The organism is Demequina sp. TMPB413, assembly GCF_020447105.2.
Taxonomy (GTDB): domain Bacteria; phylum Actinomycetota; class Actinomycetes; order Actinomycetales; family Demequinaceae; genus Demequina.
This window is the reverse complement of sequence record NZ_CP096184.1, coordinates 143,350-159,370: the sequence shown is the minus strand read 5'-3', so window position 1 is coordinate 159,370 and position 16,021 is coordinate 143,350. Positions and strand designations below refer to the sequence as shown.

Sequence of the window (16,021 nt, the reverse complement as noted above, 5' to 3'; positions counted from 1 at the left end):
CGCAGAGGCAAGCGCTACGCCGCGAGTCCGAGCACTCTCGCCGGTACCGTCGACGCCGCGGCCACGGCCTCGTCGCGTGAGACGCCTGCCGCGACGCACACCTCTACGGCCCTGTCCATCGTGAGGGTCGACCCTGCGAGAGTGTCGGTGCCAGCGATCACTGCCTTGCCATCCACCACATCGACATCGAGTCCACCGAGCACGTAGCGGCCAGGTGCCGCAGCAGCCGCGGCCATGGCGTCGGTCACGAGGGCGACCCTGCCGGGAGCGGCCGCAAAGAGCATCGCGACCAGCACGGGGTCGACGTGGATGCCGTCGGCGATCACCTCCACCGTGACGCGAGAGTCGACCAGCGCGGCACCTACCGGCCCTGGCGCGCGACCGGTCAGGCCCGGCATCGCGTTGAACGCGTGAGTGACCAGCGTGGCGCCGCGATCGAAGGCGGCCCTCGCCGTGTCAGCGTCGGCCGTGGTGTGACCGACCGCCACGACAACGCCTGCTTCCACAAACCGCTCGATGGCGTCGAGAGCGTGTGGCAGTTCAGGAGCCATCGTGATCTGGCGGACGATCCCGTCGGCGGCCTCGAGGAGTGCCGTCACGGCGTCGGGGGTAGGGATGGCAAGCGATGAAGGGTCGTGGGCGCCCTTGCGCTCTGGCGCGAGGAACGGCCCCTCGAGGTGCACCCCGAGGAGTCCTCGATCCATTGCCATGGCCTTGCGAATCACGTTCATCGCCGCCGCGGTCCGCTCGAGCGGCTCCGAGACCAGAGAGGCGACCACGCGGGCGGTGCGGTGGGCGCGATGGGCGGCAAGAGCGGCAAGGGTCCCCTCGACGGAGTCACCGAAGGCGTGTCCACCACCGCCGTGGCAGTGGATATCCGTGTACACGCTAGAGCCCTTGCCAAGCGGGCTTGTTCGCTTGAGCCCAGCGGTAGTAGTCGCCGTGCTTCAGGCGCGAGGCCGCCGCCTCGTCAACCACCACCGTGACGTGTTCGTGGAGTTGGATGGCCGAGCCTGGAAGCGAAGCGGTCACGGGCCCCTCGACGGAGGCGGCGACTGCCTTCGCCTTCACCTCACCGAAGGCGAGCAGCACCAAGTGCCTCGCGCGCAGAATCGTGCCGAGCCCCTGCGTGACACAGTGAATGGGGACCTCGTCGAGCGAAGAGAAGAAGCGTGCGTTGTCCGCGCGCGTCTGCTCGGTTAGCGTCTTGACGCGCGTGAGCGAACCGAAGCTCGATCCTGGCTCGTTGAAGCCGATGTGTCCCGTGGTGCCGATGCCGAGCAATTGCAGGTCGATGCCGCCGCTGGCGTTCAGCGCGGCCTCGTAGCGTTCGCCCGTTGTCTCGATGCCCTCGGCGCGACCATCGGGCACGTTGACGCGGGTGGGATCGAGCCCGAGCGGCTGAGTGACCTCGCGATCGATCACGGCTCGGTAGCTCTGCGGGTGGTCCTCCGGCAAGCCGACATACTCGTCAAGGGCGAAGGCAAAGGCCTCAGAGAAGTCCACCCCTCGCTCCCTACGAGCGGCAAGAGCGCGGTACACCGGCAGCGGAGTCGAGCCCGTGGCGACACCGAGCACAAACTGGGGCGAAATCTGCACCTGCTCAGCAATGTGGTCAGACACCAGCCTGCCGGCCGCCTCCGCGCTATCGACAATGATGACTTCAGCCACGGCCTGCTCCTCTCATTGCGGCGCCGATGGCCGCAAGCGGCACATCGGGATCCAGCACGCGCGTGCGCGCCGTCAGGTCGAGGGACCGCATGAAATCGCTCCGCCTCTCCCAGTCTCGCATCACGCGCCTCGCGCCCTCCATGAGCGTCGGGCCCATGCGGGTCAGTCCTCCCCCCACCAGCACCTCCTCGACATCGAACGTCAGAATCAACACCCGCACCGCCGTCGCCACCGCCTCGAAGAATCGGTCGCGAATCTGGGCGGCGTCGGCGTCGTTGTCGGCCCTTGCCAACACCGACTCGGCAGGCTCCCCGCCCGCCTGCCAAGCGATGCCACTTCCAGAGGCGCAGGTCTCGAGCCCTCCCCGCAGCCCGTCAGGACCCTCCGGCCCTGCGGGGTCGAAAGAGATCATCCCGATCTCTCCGACGGAACCGCGAGCCCCTCGCCACAGCCTGCCGTCCAGAATGACGCCTGCGGCGAGGCCAGTGCCCAGGTTGAGCAGCGCAATGGAGTCCTTGCCACCGCCAGCGGTCACCCAGGCACCGACGGCTGCCGCATTCACGTCGTTGTCGACCGTCGGCCGCACACCCCAAGCCTTCTCCAGCTCCTGAGCGAGGTCGAGGCGTGCGATGTCGAGGTTCTGGGCATACGTGACGACCCCGTCTACCACCGATCCTGGCGCACCAACGCCGATGGACTCCAGCGCGTTCGGGCTGATCCCGGCTTGCGCGCATACCTGATCGACGGCGTCGGTGACGTTTGCTAACACGGCCGCTGCCCCAGAACCGCTGAGACACACGTGGCGATGTAGCACCCGACCATCGTCGTCAACTACCACCGCATCGGTCTTGGTACCGCCGATGTCTACCCCGAGTCTCACGGTCACCATCCCAGCAGATCGAGGAGCGCGGTGCCCGCGAGGCGGGAAGCTCCGTACGTAGCAATGTCGGCCAAGCCAGCGTCGGGCTCGGGCCACCCCATATCGACAGTGACGACGTCGTGAGTGCGCCTCAACGCGTCGACGGCGGGCGCCGCGAGTCCGTGACGGTGATTGTCACGGCCGATGACGACGACGAGCGAGTCGGCTGGCACCTCCTCGACCGCGCTGGCCAGGTCGCTCTGCGGCGTGACGGTTGCCACCGCTTCAACCCCGTAGGTCGCGAAGGGTCCCCAAGGAGATGGCCCGACGGCCATCGACGGTGCCGTCTCAATGCGTACGAGAACCCGGGGCCGCTCTTGCGCGAGGAGGCTGCGGGCGTCATTCGTCACCGCGAAGGCGCCCGCCACGGTCCGAGGCGTGAGGCCGGGGACCTCGCCGGGCGTGAAGGCATGTTGCTGGGAGGCAACCCGAGCGTCGGCAAGCTCGCGACCCAGCCCCTCGACCCGCCGCTGCGCCACTGCGACTTCCGCGCGGTCGAGTTCCCCAGCATCGACGGCGTCGGCGATGGCAGCCGCGATCTCGCGCATCTGCTCCTCGGTGTTGGCGGTGCCGATGCACAGCAGATCGCAGCCGCCGCGCAGCGCCGCGACCGCCGCCGCGGGAATACCTCTGCCAGCGCTCGCGCCCGCCATGTCCAGAGCGTCGGAGACCACCACGCCGGCGAAACCCATGCGGTCGCGGAGGGTGTCGCGCAAAATGGTGCGCGAGAACGTTGCAGGCAGGTCGACATCGAGCGTGGGCACCATGATGTGTGAGCTCATGATGGCGCGGCCGCCCGCCGCAATCGCGGCCGCAAACGGAGGCAGCTCGCGGCCCTCGAGCGTCTTCTCGTCGACGTCGATGGTCGGCAACGAGTGGTGCGAGTCCTGAACGGTGCTTCCGTGGCCAGGGAAGTGCTTCGCGCACGAGGCGACACCCGTGGACTCGAGTCCACGGACCCACGCTGCCGTGTGGCGGGAGGCCGCTGCGGGGTCGGCGCTGAAGCTACGCACCCCGATGATGGGATTGAGGGCGGTGCTGTTGACGTCCGCGTCGGGCGCGAACGTCATACCGACGCCGACGGCGGCCAGCTCCCTGCCGACCTGAGTGCCCACAGCCTCCGTCAGTGCCTCGTCGTCAAGCCTGCCGAGGATGGCGTTGCCTGGAAAGGGCGAGCCGACGGCCTGGTACAGCCGCGTGACATCGCCGCCCTCCTCGTCGATGGCGACGACGGCGTGGGGGTTGGCTGCGTAGATCGCGCCGGTGAGTTCTCGCAATTGGCCTGGCGAGCCGACGTTGGTGGCGAAAAGGCAGACCCCTCCCATGCCGTCACGGAGGCTCTGGTCGACCCACCCGGGCAACGTGGTGCCCTCAAAACCGGGCATGAGGAAGGCGAGGGGATTCATCCCTTCACCGCCCCGCCCACGAGGCCCGCGGTCATCCTGTTCTGCACCACGAGGAAGAAGATAATGACCGGCACTGCCACGAGCGTCGAGGCGGCCATGACCTGGCCCCACTCAATCATGGCGAGGCTCGACGGCTGGGCGAAGTCGCGCAGCCATAGCGGCAACGTCTGGCTGGCGTCCGAGGTCAACAGGATCGACGCGAGCGCGAACTCGTTCCACACCTGCAAGAAGGCGAATACTCCGGAGGCGACGAGGCCCGGCGCGAGGAGCGGGAAGGTCACGCGCATGAACGCTCCCATCCTGGTGCACCCGTCAATCATCGCCGCCTCTTCGAGATCAGCGGGGACCCCGGCCACGAAACCGCGGAGCATCCACATGGTGAACGGCACCACCATGGCGATGTAGATGATCGAGACGCCCGCGATGGAGTTGAGCAGTCCGAAGCCGGAGATCATCTTGTACTGGGCGATGAACATCGCCTCTGCAGGCAGCATCTGGACGAGGATGACGGCGAGGACGAGCGCCTTGCGCCCGCGGAAGCGGAACCTTGAGATGGCGAGGGCCCCAAGAAAGGCGAAACTGATGCAGACGGCGAGTGCGATCCCCACCACCACGAGCGACATCTGCAGCGCGGCCACAAAGCCAGAGTCCGTGAGGACGGCGCGGTAGTTGCTCAGCGTTCCGTCGAAGGGCACAAACGTGGGCGTGAGGCGCGAGATGGTCGCGGCCGACAGGAAAGAACTGCTGACCATCCAGTAGACGGGGAAGGCCCACGCCAGGGCGAGGACGACGGCGAGCGCGGCGCCAAGGTAGCGCAGCGGCGATCGCTTGCGGGTCATTGTCCGTCCTCCTTGAGCAATTCGCGCACGTAGAACCAACTGAGCGCAATGGTGAAGAGCATGACGAGCATGGCGGCGGCGGCGGCCACGCCGAAGTGGCCTTGGCCAACCCCGAGGCCGTAGATGTACGTACCGAGCAGGTCGTACTTGCCACCGCGGGCACCGAAGCCCTGCAAGAGCTCGATCTGGGCGTACACCCGCAGGTCCCAAATGAACTGCAACAGCAGCAAGATGACCAGGATGGGCCTCAGGATCGGAAGGGTGATGCGGCGAAGCATGCTGAATTCGCCTGCGCCATCGAGTTGGGCGGCCTCCTTGACCTCGTCAGACACCTGAGTCAGGCCCGCGTAGACGGACAGCGCCACGAACGGTACGGACGCCCACGTGATGATGAGGGAGGCGACCCCGAAGAAGCTCCATGGGTTCACCAGCCAGTTGTGGCCCGTCATGTCGAGACCTGGCAACAGGGTGAGCACGTAGTTGAGCACGCCGTTGCGGTCATCAATGAGCCAGTTCCAGACGGTCATCTGCGCCACGATCGGCATGGCCCAGGCGAGGAGGAGGGCGACTTGCAACGCGATGCGCGACCACGAGGGAATGCTCTTCATGAGCACCGCAAGGCCGATGCCAGCGATCATCGTCGCGCTGGCGGTGACCGCCATGAAGGCGATCGACTTGAGCAGCACAGCCCAGAACTCGCCGTCGGTGAGGAGCTGGGTGTAGTTGTCGAGGCCAACAAAGGTGGGCGCCTGACCGAACTGTTGCGCCAGCCCGTACTCCCTGAAGGAGTTGAACACCTGCCACACGAGGGGGTACCCCATGCCGACCAGGAGTGTCAGGATCGCTGGAACCGACAGCCAGTAAGGCAGCGATGCGAAGCGAGTCTTGCGCGGCCGGCGCGGTGGCGGCTGGTTCGCAACGGTATCCGGCACTGGCACCGGCGCAGTGGCAGTCATGGTCGTTGACCTCTCGGTGAAGAGTAGAAATGTGAGGGGAGGCTACGCTCCCCCCGCCCGGCCCGGGCACCTCGCGGTACCCGGGCCGGTCAGCGGGAACTACTGCTCTCGGCTTGCGTCGTGGTAGCGACTAGCCGTTGATGAGAGCGTTGATCTTCTCGTCGTACTCGGCGGCGAGTGCGGCAACGTCGCCGCCCTCTGCCACAGCCTGGAAGTACTGCTCCATGAGAGCGGCTTCCTCGACGGCGGCCCAACCGGGTGCAGCAGGGGTGAGCTTGGCGGCCTCTGCGGCTGCCAGGCCGATCTCGCCCATGGCCGCGACCTCGACGTAAGCGTCGGCGTAGTCAAGGTTGGCCGGGCCAAGACCATTCTCTGCGAGCATCGTCTGATACTCCTCAGAGAAGATGATGCGCATCAGGTCCTTCGCGCCAGCCTCGTGCTGCGTCGCGGCAGAGACGGCGATGTTGGAGCCACCTGCGAACACCGGCGCGATGCCGCCGTTCACGCCCGGAAGGGCGTAGGCGCCGAACTTCTCGTCGTTCCACGTGGCAACGGTCTCGCCCTCGTCGTTCTCGGAGAGATCGCCGAGCGACCAGTAGGCCCAGTTGGGAGCCATCGTCGATGCTGCGGGGATACCTGCCAGGAAGTCATCGTTGATGGACTGGTAGGTGGTCGTGTCGTTGTCCGTCGGCTGGGCAACAGAGGTCTCTGTGTAGAGCTCCTGCCACTGCTCCATGCCCTCGATCGCCTCTGGTGAGGACAGGGTCGCCGTCCACTCCGAACCGTCGTAGGACGCGATGTCGCCGCCATTGGCGAAGATCCAGGAGATGCCTGAACGCCAGTCCTGGCCGGCCGTGTAGGAGCCAGCAATGCCCGCGTCCTTCATGGCCTTGTTGACCTCGGTGTACTCGGCGAGGGTCGTGGGCACCTCAACGCCTGCGGCCTCGTAGAGGTCCGCGCGGTACCACACCATGCGAGAGCCGAAGTAGTACGGCAGCGCAAACTTGGCGTCTCCCACAGAGCCAGCCTCAACAAATCCCTGCAGCAGGGAGTCGCCGCCGAGCTCGTCGTACATGTCAGAGATGTCCATGAAGGCGCCGACGGTGGTGAAGGTGGCGGCCTGGGTGTTGCCCACCTCGGTGACGTCAGGCGTGTTCGACGCGTCGGGAAGCGCAGTGGTGAGGCTTGAGATGGCGTCTCCCCAGCCGATCTGCTCGACGGTGAGCTCTCCGCCATTGACATCCGCGTAGGTCGTCTTCAGGTAGTCGATGAGTGCGTCAGGGGTGTCGGTGCCCATCAGCCACAGCGTGATGTCCTCGGCGGCCGCTACCGGCTCGCTCGTCCCCGAGGTGGTCGCCTCAGGCTCATTGGAGGACCCGCAGGCTGCGAGTGCGAGGACTCCGGCAGTTGCCATAGCAACGGCCGCGAGTGTCTTCTTCTTCATTGCCTTTTCCTTGTCTCGGGGATGGTATCCGGGCCCGAACGGCGCCCGGGGCGGGGTCACGAGACCCCTAACTGGCCCATAAGGACCATCACGGCAGCACCCAGCACGACGATGTCTCTGCCCAGCGCAGTGACGCGCAGTTCTGATCCACCGTGTATCTCGGGCAGGGTGCGCCCGCGAAGTGTGGCGACGGCGCTGTCCAGCAGCACTCCGTCAAGGATTTCGACGGGTCCTGAGAGGATCACGTCGCGAAGATTGAGGGCGCCGACCACGGGCGCGATGGCGATGCCGAGACGCTCGCCAGCGGCGGCGAGGATGGCGTCCCGCTCCTGCGGGCTGCCCGCCTGAGCGAGGCGTTCGGTGAGGCGAGGGATGGCCAGCCAGGTCTCGAGGCAGCCCTCCTTGCCGCATGCACACGTGTCGCCGCCGTCGGTGCCGACGACGACGTGGCCAATCTCGCCGGCGGCGGAGTTCGCCCCTTGGACCAGCGTCCCGCCGACGACAAGGCCAGCGCCAACGCCGCGACCGATGCGCACGAGCATCATGTCGTCTTCGCCGGTGCCGAACGTGCGCTCGGCCAGGGCGGCGGCGTTCGCGTCATTCGCGACGAGCACCGCGAGCCCCGTGTGCTGGGTGAGCAGTTCCTGGAGCGGGACGTCCGCCCAACCCAAGTTGGGTGCCTGGAGCACCACGCCCTTGGCGTCGACGATGCCTGGCGAACCGACGCCGACGCCGAGCACGGGTACTGAGGTGGCGGCGGCGAGGGCGTCCAACACCTCGATGACGGCATCGACAGCGGCGCTGCCGGTCAGTCCCATGACATCCACTTCGTGGCGGTGGAGGACCGTGCCGTCGAGGTCGGTGACCGCGCCGCGGAACATGGCGTCCTTGGAGAGGTCAATGGCGATGACGTTGAAGCCGCGCCTATCGAGGTCGAGGACGGTCGCTGGCTTTCCCGGGCGCGAGTCTGCTCGAACGCCGAGTTCGACCACGATTCCTTCGGCAATGAGGTCTGCGACGAGGTCAGAGATGGTGACGCGCGTCAAGCCGACCTCTCTGGCGAGATCAGCGCGGCTCAGTCCCTCTCCCCTGTAGAGCGCCTGCAACACGAGCGCCCTGTTGTGGCGACGCGCGTGCTCGGGGGTGAGGCGCGCCCCTGCGCGCACGGTGGCAGCCAAGGCACGCCTCCTGGTCGGGGCATTTCCGGCCCGCGACTCGGGTTCGGTGGGCGTGCTCTGCACTGGGCTCATGTTTGTTAGTAAAGGTTACGAACAAACTATTGGCAAGAGCCAGATTGAGAAAACTCTGCGATTGTTACCGTTCCGTAATCAACGAAGGCCCGTCACCTCGGCAACGGGCCTTCGAGCTATTGAACCGGTTGACTACAGCAGGCCCAGTTCAGTGACCGCGTCGCGCTCCTCGACCAATTCGGCCACCGAGATGTCGATCATCTCGCGCGCGTGGGCGTCAATCTCAAGTCCCTGCACGATCTCCCACGCGCCGTCCCTCGACACGGCGGGGAACGACGACACGAGGCCTTGCGGGACCCCGTACGAGCCATCGGAAGGCAACGCCACAGACGTCCACACTCCCTCGGCCGTCCCGTTGACCCAGTCGTTCACGTGCTCCATCGCGGCGTTCGCAGCGGAGGCGGCCGACGACGCTCCGCGCGCCTCGATGATCGCCGCCCCCCGCTTCGCGACGGTGGGCACGAAGGCGTCGCGAACCCAAGCGTCGTCGCCCACGACCTGGGGCGCTGGCTTGCCCGCCACCACAGCGTGAGCAATGTCGGGGTACTGCTTGGCGGAGTGGTTGCCCCAAATGATCACGTTGTCGATGTCGCGCACCGGCACGCCCGTCTTGGCGGCCAACTGGGCGAGCGCGCGGTTGTGGTCAAGACGGGTCATCGCATTGAAACGCTCGGCGGGCACGTCGGGCGCGTGAGCAGAAGCGATCAGCGCATTGGTGTTGGCAGGGTTCCCCACTACCAAGATGCGCACGTCGTCGGCGGCGCCAGCGTTGATCGCCTCGCCCTGCGGACCGAAGATGCCGCCGTTCGCCGCCAACAGGTCGCCGCGTTCCATCCCAGCGCTGCGCGGGCGCGCTCCCACCAGGAGTCCCACATTGGTGCCGTCGAAAGCCGCCTTGGCATCGTCGAAGATGTCGATCCCTGCCAGCAGCGGGAAGGCGCAATCCTCGAGCTCCATGGCGGTGCCCTCTGCGGCGCGCACCGCTTGAGGGATCTCCAGCAGGCGCAGCCTCACGGGCACGTCGGGGCCGAGCAGTTGACCGGAGGCCACCCTGAACAGCAGGGCGTAGCCAATCTGACCTGCGGCTCCTGTGACGGTGACATTGACGGGGACAGTCATGGTCGTTGCCTTCCTTGGGCGACGATGCCCTGGGGTGGTGGTGGTGGTGCTAGCCGAGGCGCGCGCTGAGGTTCTGGTCGAGCGCCTCGAGGAAGCCTTCCGTGGTGAGCCATTCCTGATCGGGGCCAACCAACAAGGCGAGGTCCTTGGTCATCTTGCCCGATTCAACGGTCTTGATGACGACGTCCTCAAGGGTCTCGGCGAAGCCCGTCACCTCTGGCGTGCCGTCGAGCTTGCCGCGGTGCTTGAGCCCGCCGGTCCACGCGAAGATGGACGCGATCGGGTTGGTGGAGGTGGGCTTGCCTGCCTGGTGCTGGCGGTAGTGACGGGTCACCGTTCCGTGGGCGGCTTCCGCCTCGACCGTCTGGCCGTCTGGCGTCATGAGCACGCTCGTCATGAGACCAAGCGAACCGAAGCCCTGAGCGACAGTGTCGGACTGGACGTCGCCGTCGTAGTTCTTGCATGCCCACACGTAGCCGCCCTCCCACTTCATGGCGGAGGCCACCATGTCGTCGATGAGGCGGTGCTCGTACGTGAGGCCAGCGGCGTCGAACTGCGCCTTGAAGTCGCGGTCGAACACGTCCTGGAAGATGTCCTTGAAGGCTCCGTCGTACTGCTTCAGGATCGTGTTCTTGGTGGACAGATACACGGGGTAGCCGCGCTGAAGGCCGTAGGCGAACGACGCGCGCGCGAAGTCTTCGATGGACTTGTTGAAGTTGTACATGCCCATGATGACGCCGCCGTCTTGAGGCATCTTGACAACCTCAAACTGAACGGGGTCGGAGCCATCGGCCGGTGCGAAGGTTAGCGTCACGGTGCCAGCACCCGGGACCTTCACGTTGGTGGCCTTGTACTGGTCGCCGTGGGCGTGACGGCCGATGACGATCGGCTTGGTCCAGCCAGGGACCAGCCGCGGGATGTTGGAAATGATGATCGGCTCGCGGAACACGACGCCACCGAGGATGTTGCGGATCGTGCCGTTAGGGCTGACCCACATCTTCTTGAGCCCGAACTCTTCGACGCGCGCCTCGTCAGGGGTGATGGTCGCGCACTTCACGCCGACGCCGTGCTTCTTGATGGCGTGGGCGGCATCGTGCGTCACCTGGTCGTCCGTCGCGTCGCGGTTTTCGATGCTGAGGTCGTAGTACTCAAGGTCGATGTCGAGGTAGGGATGAATCAGGCGCTCCTTGATGAAGTGCCAGATGATTCTCGTCATCTCGTCACCATCGAGTTCGACGACGGTGCCTTCTACCTTGATCTTTGCCATGCGGCGGCTCTCCTCAACAACGCGGCGTGGGTGCAGGAACCAGGCTAGTCCACCGACGACACCCCTACGTTCCGCAGAGACGTTTACCGACGTACATGCAAGGATGCGTCCAGAGGGACCAGCACCGCAGACACGAGGAGACAGTCATGGCAGACGAGACGACGCCAACAGAATCCGACGAGTTCACCGACGACCTCGTCGCCGACACCTGGTCGGGCGAACTCGCCTTGCCGTCGCTGCCAGCCCGCCTCGGCGCCGAGGCTCTTGGCACCTTCGTGCTCGTGTTGCTCGGCGTGGGCACCGCCGCGATGGTGGCGGTTCAGGGAAGGGGCCCGCTCGACACCGCGCTGGCCTTCGGCCTCGCCCTGATGATCGGAACCGTGGTGTTCAGCGCCGTCTCTGGCGCCCACTTCAACCCAGCGGTCAGCGTGGGCGCGTGGCTGGCGGGACGTCTACCCGGAATCGACGTCGTGCCCTACATCCTCGCGCAGGTCGTCGGCGGCATCGCAGGCGCCGGAGTCGTGCGACTCGGCATGGGATCGCTCGAGGCTGTCAACGGGGAGGCCGCGATGGGACTGATGGGCGCCGTGGCGCCAGGCTTCGACGATCGCGCACCACTGGCAAGTTCAGGACTCAACTTTGGAATCCCAGTCGCGCTCGCCGTCGAGATGATTGCGGCCGGACTCCTGACCCTCGTGGTCCTCGCCGTCGCCGCAAAGAGGATCACCCGCGCGATCGCGCCGTTCGCCACAGGGCTGACCTTCGCCGCCCTGATGTTGTGGACCATCCCGTTCACCAACGGTGCGCTCAATCCGGCAAAGGCGACGGCCACCGCATTGTTCGCCGATGAGTGGGCGCTTGGACAGCTGTGGCTGTGGTGGCTTGCTCCGATTCTTGGCGGCGCGATCGTGGGCCTGCTCTTCAGGATCTATGGACCGGTGGCGGACACGGAACCAGCGCTCGAACCGGCTGACGCCTAGCGGCCGGGTCTCACCGCACCGCCGCCAACGCTGAAGCGCCTGAGAGCGCTGGGCGTCTACGAAATCAGTGGCCGCCAACCCTCTCAAGCGGTTCCGACGGCTTCGGTACAAAGAACGCGATGGCGATCGCGACGGTGCTGATCACCGCGCTCAAGAAGAATGCCGACCGGACGCCAGCGGCCGTGCCTGCGATCTCGCTTGCACCGCCTGCAATACGTGAGGCCGCCACGGCCGCCATGACGGAGACGAACGCGGCGGTTCCTGCGGCGCCGCCCACTTGCTGCATGGTCGACAAGGTGGCTGAGCCGTGCGAATAGAGGTGGCGCGGCAGTGAGCCAAGGCTCGACGTGAACAGCGGTGTGAACAGCATGCACAGGCCCGCGCTGAACACGATGTGGCAACCCAGCAGCACGGCCCACGGTGTGCTCTCCCCCGTGGCGAGGGCGAGCGCCCACATGGAGGACGCCACAAGAATCGAACCGGGGACAAGCAAGGGTCTCGGCCCCACGCGGTCGTATGCGCGACCGACGACGGGGCCGAGCAGGCCCAGCGTGAGCCCACCGGGAAGCAGCAGCAGTCCGGTAGCCAGCACGCTCATACCCAACACATTCTGGGTGTACAGAGGTAGCAGGATGATGGTGCCAAACAGCCCCATCATGCTCACCACGAACATCAAGACCGACAGGGTGAACGCCGGCGTGCGGAACGTGCGCAAGTCGAGCAAGGCGCGATCAGCGCGCTGCAGGTGAAGCTGGCGCCACACGAACAGGCCCAGAGCGACGACGCCAAGCGCAAGGGTGACGCCGATCGCGGTGAGGTCGCGGTCCTCAGGGGCTTCGCCGAAGCGACTCAGCCCGAAGACGACCCCACCAAACCCACGGCCGCCAAGGGGATCGAAGGGATGTCGAGCCGAGAGCGCACCACCTCGCCCACGTTGACCATGCGCGCGTAGCCAAGGGCGAGCACCGTGAGCGCCACCGGAAGCACAAACAGGAACAAGTAGCGCCAACCGAGAACGCTCAGAATCGCCCCTGAGATCGCGGGGCCAATGGCGGGAGCGACCGCGATGACGACGGTGATGTTGCCCATGCGGCGGCCGCGCTCGGCGGCGGGGACCAGGTTCATCACCGTGGTCATGAGCAGCGGCAACATGATCGCGGTGCCACTGGCTTGAATCACGCGCGCGAGCACGAGCACCGAGAACCCTGGCGCGAGCGCGCCGAGCAGCGTGCCCGTCGCGAACAGCGCCATGGCAGTCATGAACACCGCTCGCGTGGTGAGCCGCTGGAGCAAAAAGCCCGTGATCGGGATCACGACTGCCATCGTCAAGAGAAAGGCAGTGGTGAGCCACTGCGCCGCCACCGCGGTGATGCCCAGGTCCTCCATGAGGTGCGGGATCGCCACCCCCATGATCGTCTCGTTCAGGATGACGGTAAAGGCCGCGACGATCAGGAGTCGAATGACGAGGTTGTTGCGAGCGGTCTCGGCGACGTCAGCGGCCGGGGTCGTGGCCGTGGGGACGGACATGGGGTTGCCTTTCACGCAGGTTGCGAGCCACATGGCAGTTCGCGTGCCACGGGGAACAGGCGATGGCACCGCGAACGAGAGTACCTCGCGGGTCTGACAGCGGTACAGGTCTGATCACGGCGCGGGCCCGACAGTTGGCACCCCGCGAGCCCGCTCTCGAAAAGGGAACGGCCTACCCCAGGTTCGCTGTCAGGCCAAGGTAGGCAAGGGCCACTCCGAATGCGGCAAGCACGATCACGTCGATGGCGCGCCGACGCACCATAAAGGAACGCCGTAGCGGCGTACGCACGCGAGCCACCGCCCCCGCAAACGCGAACGCGGCAAGAGCGAGAACCGCCACACCAGGAGAGGCGAAGAAGGCAAGCGCCACCAGCACCCACACGGCGACGAGCGCGCCAAGCGCTACGCGTCGCGGAGTCAGGTGTGGGTCGCTCATGATGCTTAGTGGAAGAAGTGCCGAGTGCCGGTGTGGAACAGAGCAATCCCAGCGGCGTTGGCGGCGTCGATGACCTCGCGGTCGCGCACCGATCCTCCTGGCGACACGACTGCCTTCACGCCGGCATCGATCAGCACCTGGAGACCGTCGGCGAAGGGGAAGAATGCGTCGGAGGCGCCCACCGCGCCCGCCGTCCGCTCGGCCCCGGCGCGCTCGACGGCCAACTTGCAGGAGTCGACCCTGTTCACCTGCCCCATTCCGATGCCAACAGCGGCCCCGTCCTTTGCCAGCAGGATGGCGTTTGATTTGACCGATCTGCATGCTCTCCATGCGAATTCAAGGTCTGCCCGCGTGGCCGCGTCGACGGGGGCGCCTGCAACCTGCACCCACGTCCCTGACGCGTCACCTGGAGCATCAAGAGCATCGGCCGCTTGCACGAGCAATCCGCCAGAGATCCGACGCGACTCGGCGCCGAGCGTCAGGTGGTCAACCTCGAGGATGCGCAGGTTCTTCTTGGTCTTCAAGATGTCGACAGCCGCAGGCTCGAATGCAGGGGCGGCGACGACCTCTGTGAAGATCTCCGCGATCTGACGAGCGGCCTCGGCCGTCACCGTGCTGTTCGTCGCGATCACTCCACCGTAGGCGGACACGGGATCGGTCGCGTGAGCCTTCCTGTGCGCTTCAGCGACGTTGCCTGCCACCGCGATGCCACAAGGATTCGCGTGCTTGATGACTGCCACCGCCGTGCCTGTGTGGTCGTAAGCGGCCCTGACCGCAGCGTCGGCGTCGACGTAGTTGTTGTAGCTCATCTCTTTGCCATGCAACTGTCGCGCGTGGGCGAGCCCCCCTGGTGCCAGCGGATCGCCATAGACGGCCGCCGCCTGGTGAGGGTTCTCGCCGTATCGCAACGTGCCGATGCGCTCATAAGAGGCCGCCATCCAGCCGGGAAGGCCGTTGACTGCGTCGTCAGGCGCCATGACGTTGCCCATCCACGACGCGACGTGAATGTCGTAGTCGGCCGTGTGGCGGAAGGCCTTGGCGGCCAACGCTCGCCGCTGCTCAAGAGTGAAGCCGCCCTCTCTCACAGCGTCCAGCGCGGCGTCGTATCCTGCGGGATCCACCACGACGGCGACGGACGGGTGGTTCTTTGCGGCCGCCCTCACCATCGACGGGCCGCCGATATCGATCTGCTCGACGATCTCTCCCTCTGACGCCCCGCTCGCGACGGTTGCCGCGAACGGATACAGGTTGACGACGACGAGGTCGAAGGGCTCGATGCCCAGTTCCGCCAATTGCGCGCGGTGCGACTCGAGCCGCCTGTCGGCCAAGATGCCTGCGTGCACGCGCGGGTGCAACGTCTTCACCCTGCCATCAAGGCACTCGGGAAAGTCCGTCACTTCCTCGACAAAGGTGACGGGCACACCCGCCTCAGCAATCCGCGTGGCGGTCGAACCCGTCGACACGATCTGCACTCCAGCGGCGGCGAGTCCCTTCGCGAGGGCCTCGATTCCCGTCTTGTCGTACACGGATACCAGGGCGCGCCGTACAGGCTGCCGCTCGCTCATTCGTTGTCCCTTTCCAGGTCCTGTCCAAGCCTCGTCAGACGGCCGTCGACCGTCCACCCCTCACGCACCATGGTGCCAACAGTGGAAACCACGAGCTCTCGCTCGGCATCCTTGATCCGTTCGTGCAGACCGGCGTTCGTATCATCGTCCCGCACCTCGACGGCCGCCTGAGCCAGGATAGGGCCGGTATCGACTCCTTCGTCCACGAGCATGACCGTGCAACCGGTGACCTTCACTCCCGCCGCAAGAGCATCATCGACGGCTTTCGCGCCGGGAAACGCTGGCAAGAGCGCCGGATGCGTGTTGACGATGCGGCCTCCGTAGGCTGCCAGAGTCGGCTCGCCGAGAAGTTTCATAAACCCTGCGCAGATCACGAGCTCGGGATCGAATGCCGCGATGGTGCGAGTGAGTGCGCGGTCCCACGTGGCGCGGTCAGGGAAATCGGCGAGCGCCACGACGGCGGTGGGGATGCCCGCGCTCGCGGCGACCTCAAGGCCGCCCGCGTCTGCCCTGTCAGAGATGACCGCCGCCACAGTCGCACCAAAGGAGTCCTCGCGCGCCGCCGCCATCAGGGCTGACATGATGGAGCCTGCCCCCGAGATCAGCACCACAAGGCGCGCCGGCCGGTTTGTCACAGACAGA

General features: G+C 66.2%; 16 protein-coding genes. 1 reads left to right on the top strand and 15 read right to left on the bottom strand.

What is annotated here, in order from left to right; all coding sequences use genetic code 11:
* Positions 1–14: 14 nt before the first annotated feature.
* The 10 genes from nagA to LGT36_RS00730 all read right to left on the bottom strand — a co-directional run bounded on the left by nagA (position 15) and on the right by LGT36_RS00730 (position 10,871).
* Complete coding sequence (nagA, locus tag LGT36_RS00775; protein WP_226095142.1) at positions 15–887, bottom strand: N-acetylglucosamine-6-phosphate deacetylase; 873 nt, start codon at positions 885–887, stop codon at positions 15–17.
* Position 888: 1 nt separating this feature from the next.
* The gene (nagB, locus tag LGT36_RS00770) at positions 889–1,671 is read right to left on the bottom strand and encodes a glucosamine-6-phosphate deaminase (protein ID WP_226095141.1); all 783 of its coding nucleotides are present in this window, start codon (positions 1,669–1,671) and stop codon (positions 889–891) included.
* A complete protein-coding gene (locus LGT36_RS00765) occupies positions 1,664–2,551 on the bottom strand; it encodes an ROK family protein (RefSeq protein WP_226095140.1) in 888 nt (295 codons plus the stop codon). Before LGT36_RS00765 ends, nagB begins: the two co-directional genes overlap by 8 nt.
* 2 nt (positions 2,552–2,553) lie before the next feature.
* Positions 2,554–3,996 (bottom strand): glycoside hydrolase family 3 protein, encoded by a 1,443-nt coding sequence (locus LGT36_RS00760; protein WP_226264449.1) that lies wholly within the window; start codon positions 3,994–3,996, stop codon positions 2,554–2,556.
* On the bottom strand, positions 3,993–4,835 hold the full coding sequence (locus LGT36_RS00755; RefSeq protein ID WP_226095302.1) for a carbohydrate ABC transporter permease: 843 nt from the start codon (positions 4,833–4,835) through the stop codon (positions 3,993–3,995). The genes LGT36_RS00760 and LGT36_RS00755 overlap by 4 nt, the downstream gene beginning before the upstream one ends.
* On the bottom strand, positions 4,832–5,791 hold the full coding sequence (locus LGT36_RS00750) for a carbohydrate ABC transporter permease (protein WP_226095301.1): 960 nt from the start codon (positions 5,789–5,791) through the stop codon (positions 4,832–4,834). Before LGT36_RS00750 ends, LGT36_RS00755 begins: the two co-directional genes overlap by 4 nt.
* Positions 5,792–5,921: 130 nt before the next feature.
* The gene (locus tag LGT36_RS00745; RefSeq protein WP_226095300.1) at positions 5,922–7,235 is read right to left on the bottom strand and encodes an extracellular solute-binding protein; all 1,314 of its coding nucleotides are present in this window, start codon (positions 7,233–7,235) and stop codon (positions 5,922–5,924) included.
* Between the two features lie 56 nt (positions 7,236–7,291).
* Positions 7,292–8,485 (bottom strand): ROK family transcriptional regulator, encoded by a 1,194-nt coding sequence (locus LGT36_RS00740; RefSeq protein WP_226095299.1) that lies wholly within the window; start codon positions 8,483–8,485, stop codon positions 7,292–7,294.
* A gap of 132 nt (positions 8,486–8,617) precedes the next feature.
* Positions 8,618–9,604: a malate dehydrogenase gene (locus LGT36_RS00735; RefSeq protein ID WP_226095298.1), complete on the bottom strand. Its 987-nt coding sequence runs from the start codon at positions 9,602–9,604 to the stop codon at positions 8,618–8,620.
* A gap of 49 nt (positions 9,605–9,653) precedes the next feature.
* Positions 9,654–10,871: an NADP-dependent isocitrate dehydrogenase gene (locus tag LGT36_RS00730; RefSeq protein WP_226095297.1), complete on the bottom strand. Its 1,218-nt coding sequence runs from the start codon at positions 10,869–10,871 to the stop codon at positions 9,654–9,656.
* Positions 10,872–11,017: 146 nt separating this feature from the next.
* On the opposite strand from LGT36_RS00730, the gene LGT36_RS00725 reads away from it, so the two are divergent.
* On the top strand, positions 11,018–11,851 hold the full coding sequence (locus LGT36_RS00725) for an MIP/aquaporin family protein (protein ID WP_226264529.1): 834 nt from the start codon (positions 11,018–11,020) through the stop codon (positions 11,849–11,851).
* A 64-nt stretch (positions 11,852–11,915) separates the two neighbouring features.
* On the opposite strand, the gene LGT36_RS00720 is transcribed toward LGT36_RS00725, so the two are convergent.
* From LGT36_RS00720 to purN, 5 genes are all read right to left on the bottom strand, one after another.
* On the bottom strand, positions 11,916–12,614 hold the full coding sequence (locus LGT36_RS00720) for an MFS transporter (RefSeq protein ID WP_248642135.1): 699 nt from the start codon (positions 12,612–12,614) through the stop codon (positions 11,916–11,918).
* Positions 12,615–12,700: 86 nt separating this feature from the next.
* The gene (locus tag LGT36_RS00715; RefSeq protein WP_226095282.1) at positions 12,701–13,378 is read right to left on the bottom strand and encodes an MFS transporter; all 678 of its coding nucleotides are present in this window, start codon (positions 13,376–13,378) and stop codon (positions 12,701–12,703) included.
* Positions 13,379–13,550: 172 nt separating this feature from the next.
* Positions 13,551–13,814, bottom strand: coding sequence for a hypothetical protein (locus LGT36_RS00710; protein WP_226095281.1), 264 nt, complete (start codon positions 13,812–13,814; stop codon positions 13,551–13,553).
* 5 nt (positions 13,815–13,819) lie between these two features.
* A complete protein-coding gene (gene purH / locus LGT36_RS00705; RefSeq protein WP_226095280.1) occupies positions 13,820–15,379 on the bottom strand; it encodes a bifunctional phosphoribosylaminoimidazolecarboxamide formyltransferase/IMP cyclohydrolase in 1,560 nt (519 codons plus the stop codon).
* Entirely contained in the window at positions 15,376–16,014 is a 639-nt protein-coding gene (purN, locus tag LGT36_RS00700; protein ID WP_226095279.1) for a phosphoribosylglycinamide formyltransferase, read from the bottom strand. The genes purH and purN overlap by 4 nt, the downstream gene beginning before the upstream one ends.
* Positions 16,015–16,021 lie beyond the last annotated feature (7 nt).

What these genes read in the sequence shown, in the direction of transcription:
- LGT36_RS00760 (WP_226264449.1), bottom strand. Translation starts at nt 3,996, where the DNA reads ATGAATCCCCTCGCCTTCCTCATGCCCGGTTTTGAGGGCACCACGTTG.
- LGT36_RS00755 (WP_226095302.1), bottom strand. Translation starts at nt 4,835, where the DNA reads ATGACCCGCAAGCGATCGCCGCTGCGCTACCTTGGCGCCGCGCTCGCC.
- LGT36_RS00750 (WP_226095301.1), bottom strand. Translation starts at nt 5,791, where the DNA reads ATGACTGCCACTGCGCCGGTGCCAGTGCCGGATACCGTTGCGAACCAG.
- LGT36_RS00745 (WP_226095300.1), bottom strand. Translation starts at nt 7,235, where the DNA reads ATGAAGAAGAAGACACTCGCGGCCGTTGCTATGGCAACTGCCGGAGTC.
- LGT36_RS00740 (WP_226095299.1), bottom strand. Translation starts at nt 8,485, where the DNA reads ATGAGCCCAGTGCAGAGCACGCCCACCGAACCCGAGTCGCGGGCCGGA.
- LGT36_RS00735 (WP_226095298.1), bottom strand. Translation starts at nt 9,604, where the DNA reads ATGACTGTCCCCGTCAATGTCACCGTCACAGGAGCCGCAGGTCAGATT.
- LGT36_RS00730 (WP_226095297.1), bottom strand. Translation starts at nt 10,871, where the DNA reads ATGGCAAAGATCAAGGTAGAAGGCACCGTCGTCGAACTCGATGGTGAC.
- LGT36_RS00725 (WP_226264529.1), top strand. Translation starts at nt 11,018, where the DNA reads ATGGCAGACGAGACGACGCCAACAGAATCCGACGAGTTCACCGACGAC.
- LGT36_RS00715 (WP_226095282.1), bottom strand. Translation starts at nt 13,378, where the DNA reads ATGTCCGTCCCCACGGCCACGACCCCGGCCGCTGACGTCGCCGAGACC.
- LGT36_RS00710 (WP_226095281.1), bottom strand. Translation starts at nt 13,814, where the DNA reads ATGAGCGACCCACACCTGACTCCGCGACGCGTAGCGCTTGGCGCGCTC.
- purH (WP_226095280.1), bottom strand. Translation starts at nt 15,379, where the DNA reads ATGAGCGAGCGGCAGCCTGTACGGCGCGCCCTGGTATCCGTGTACGAC.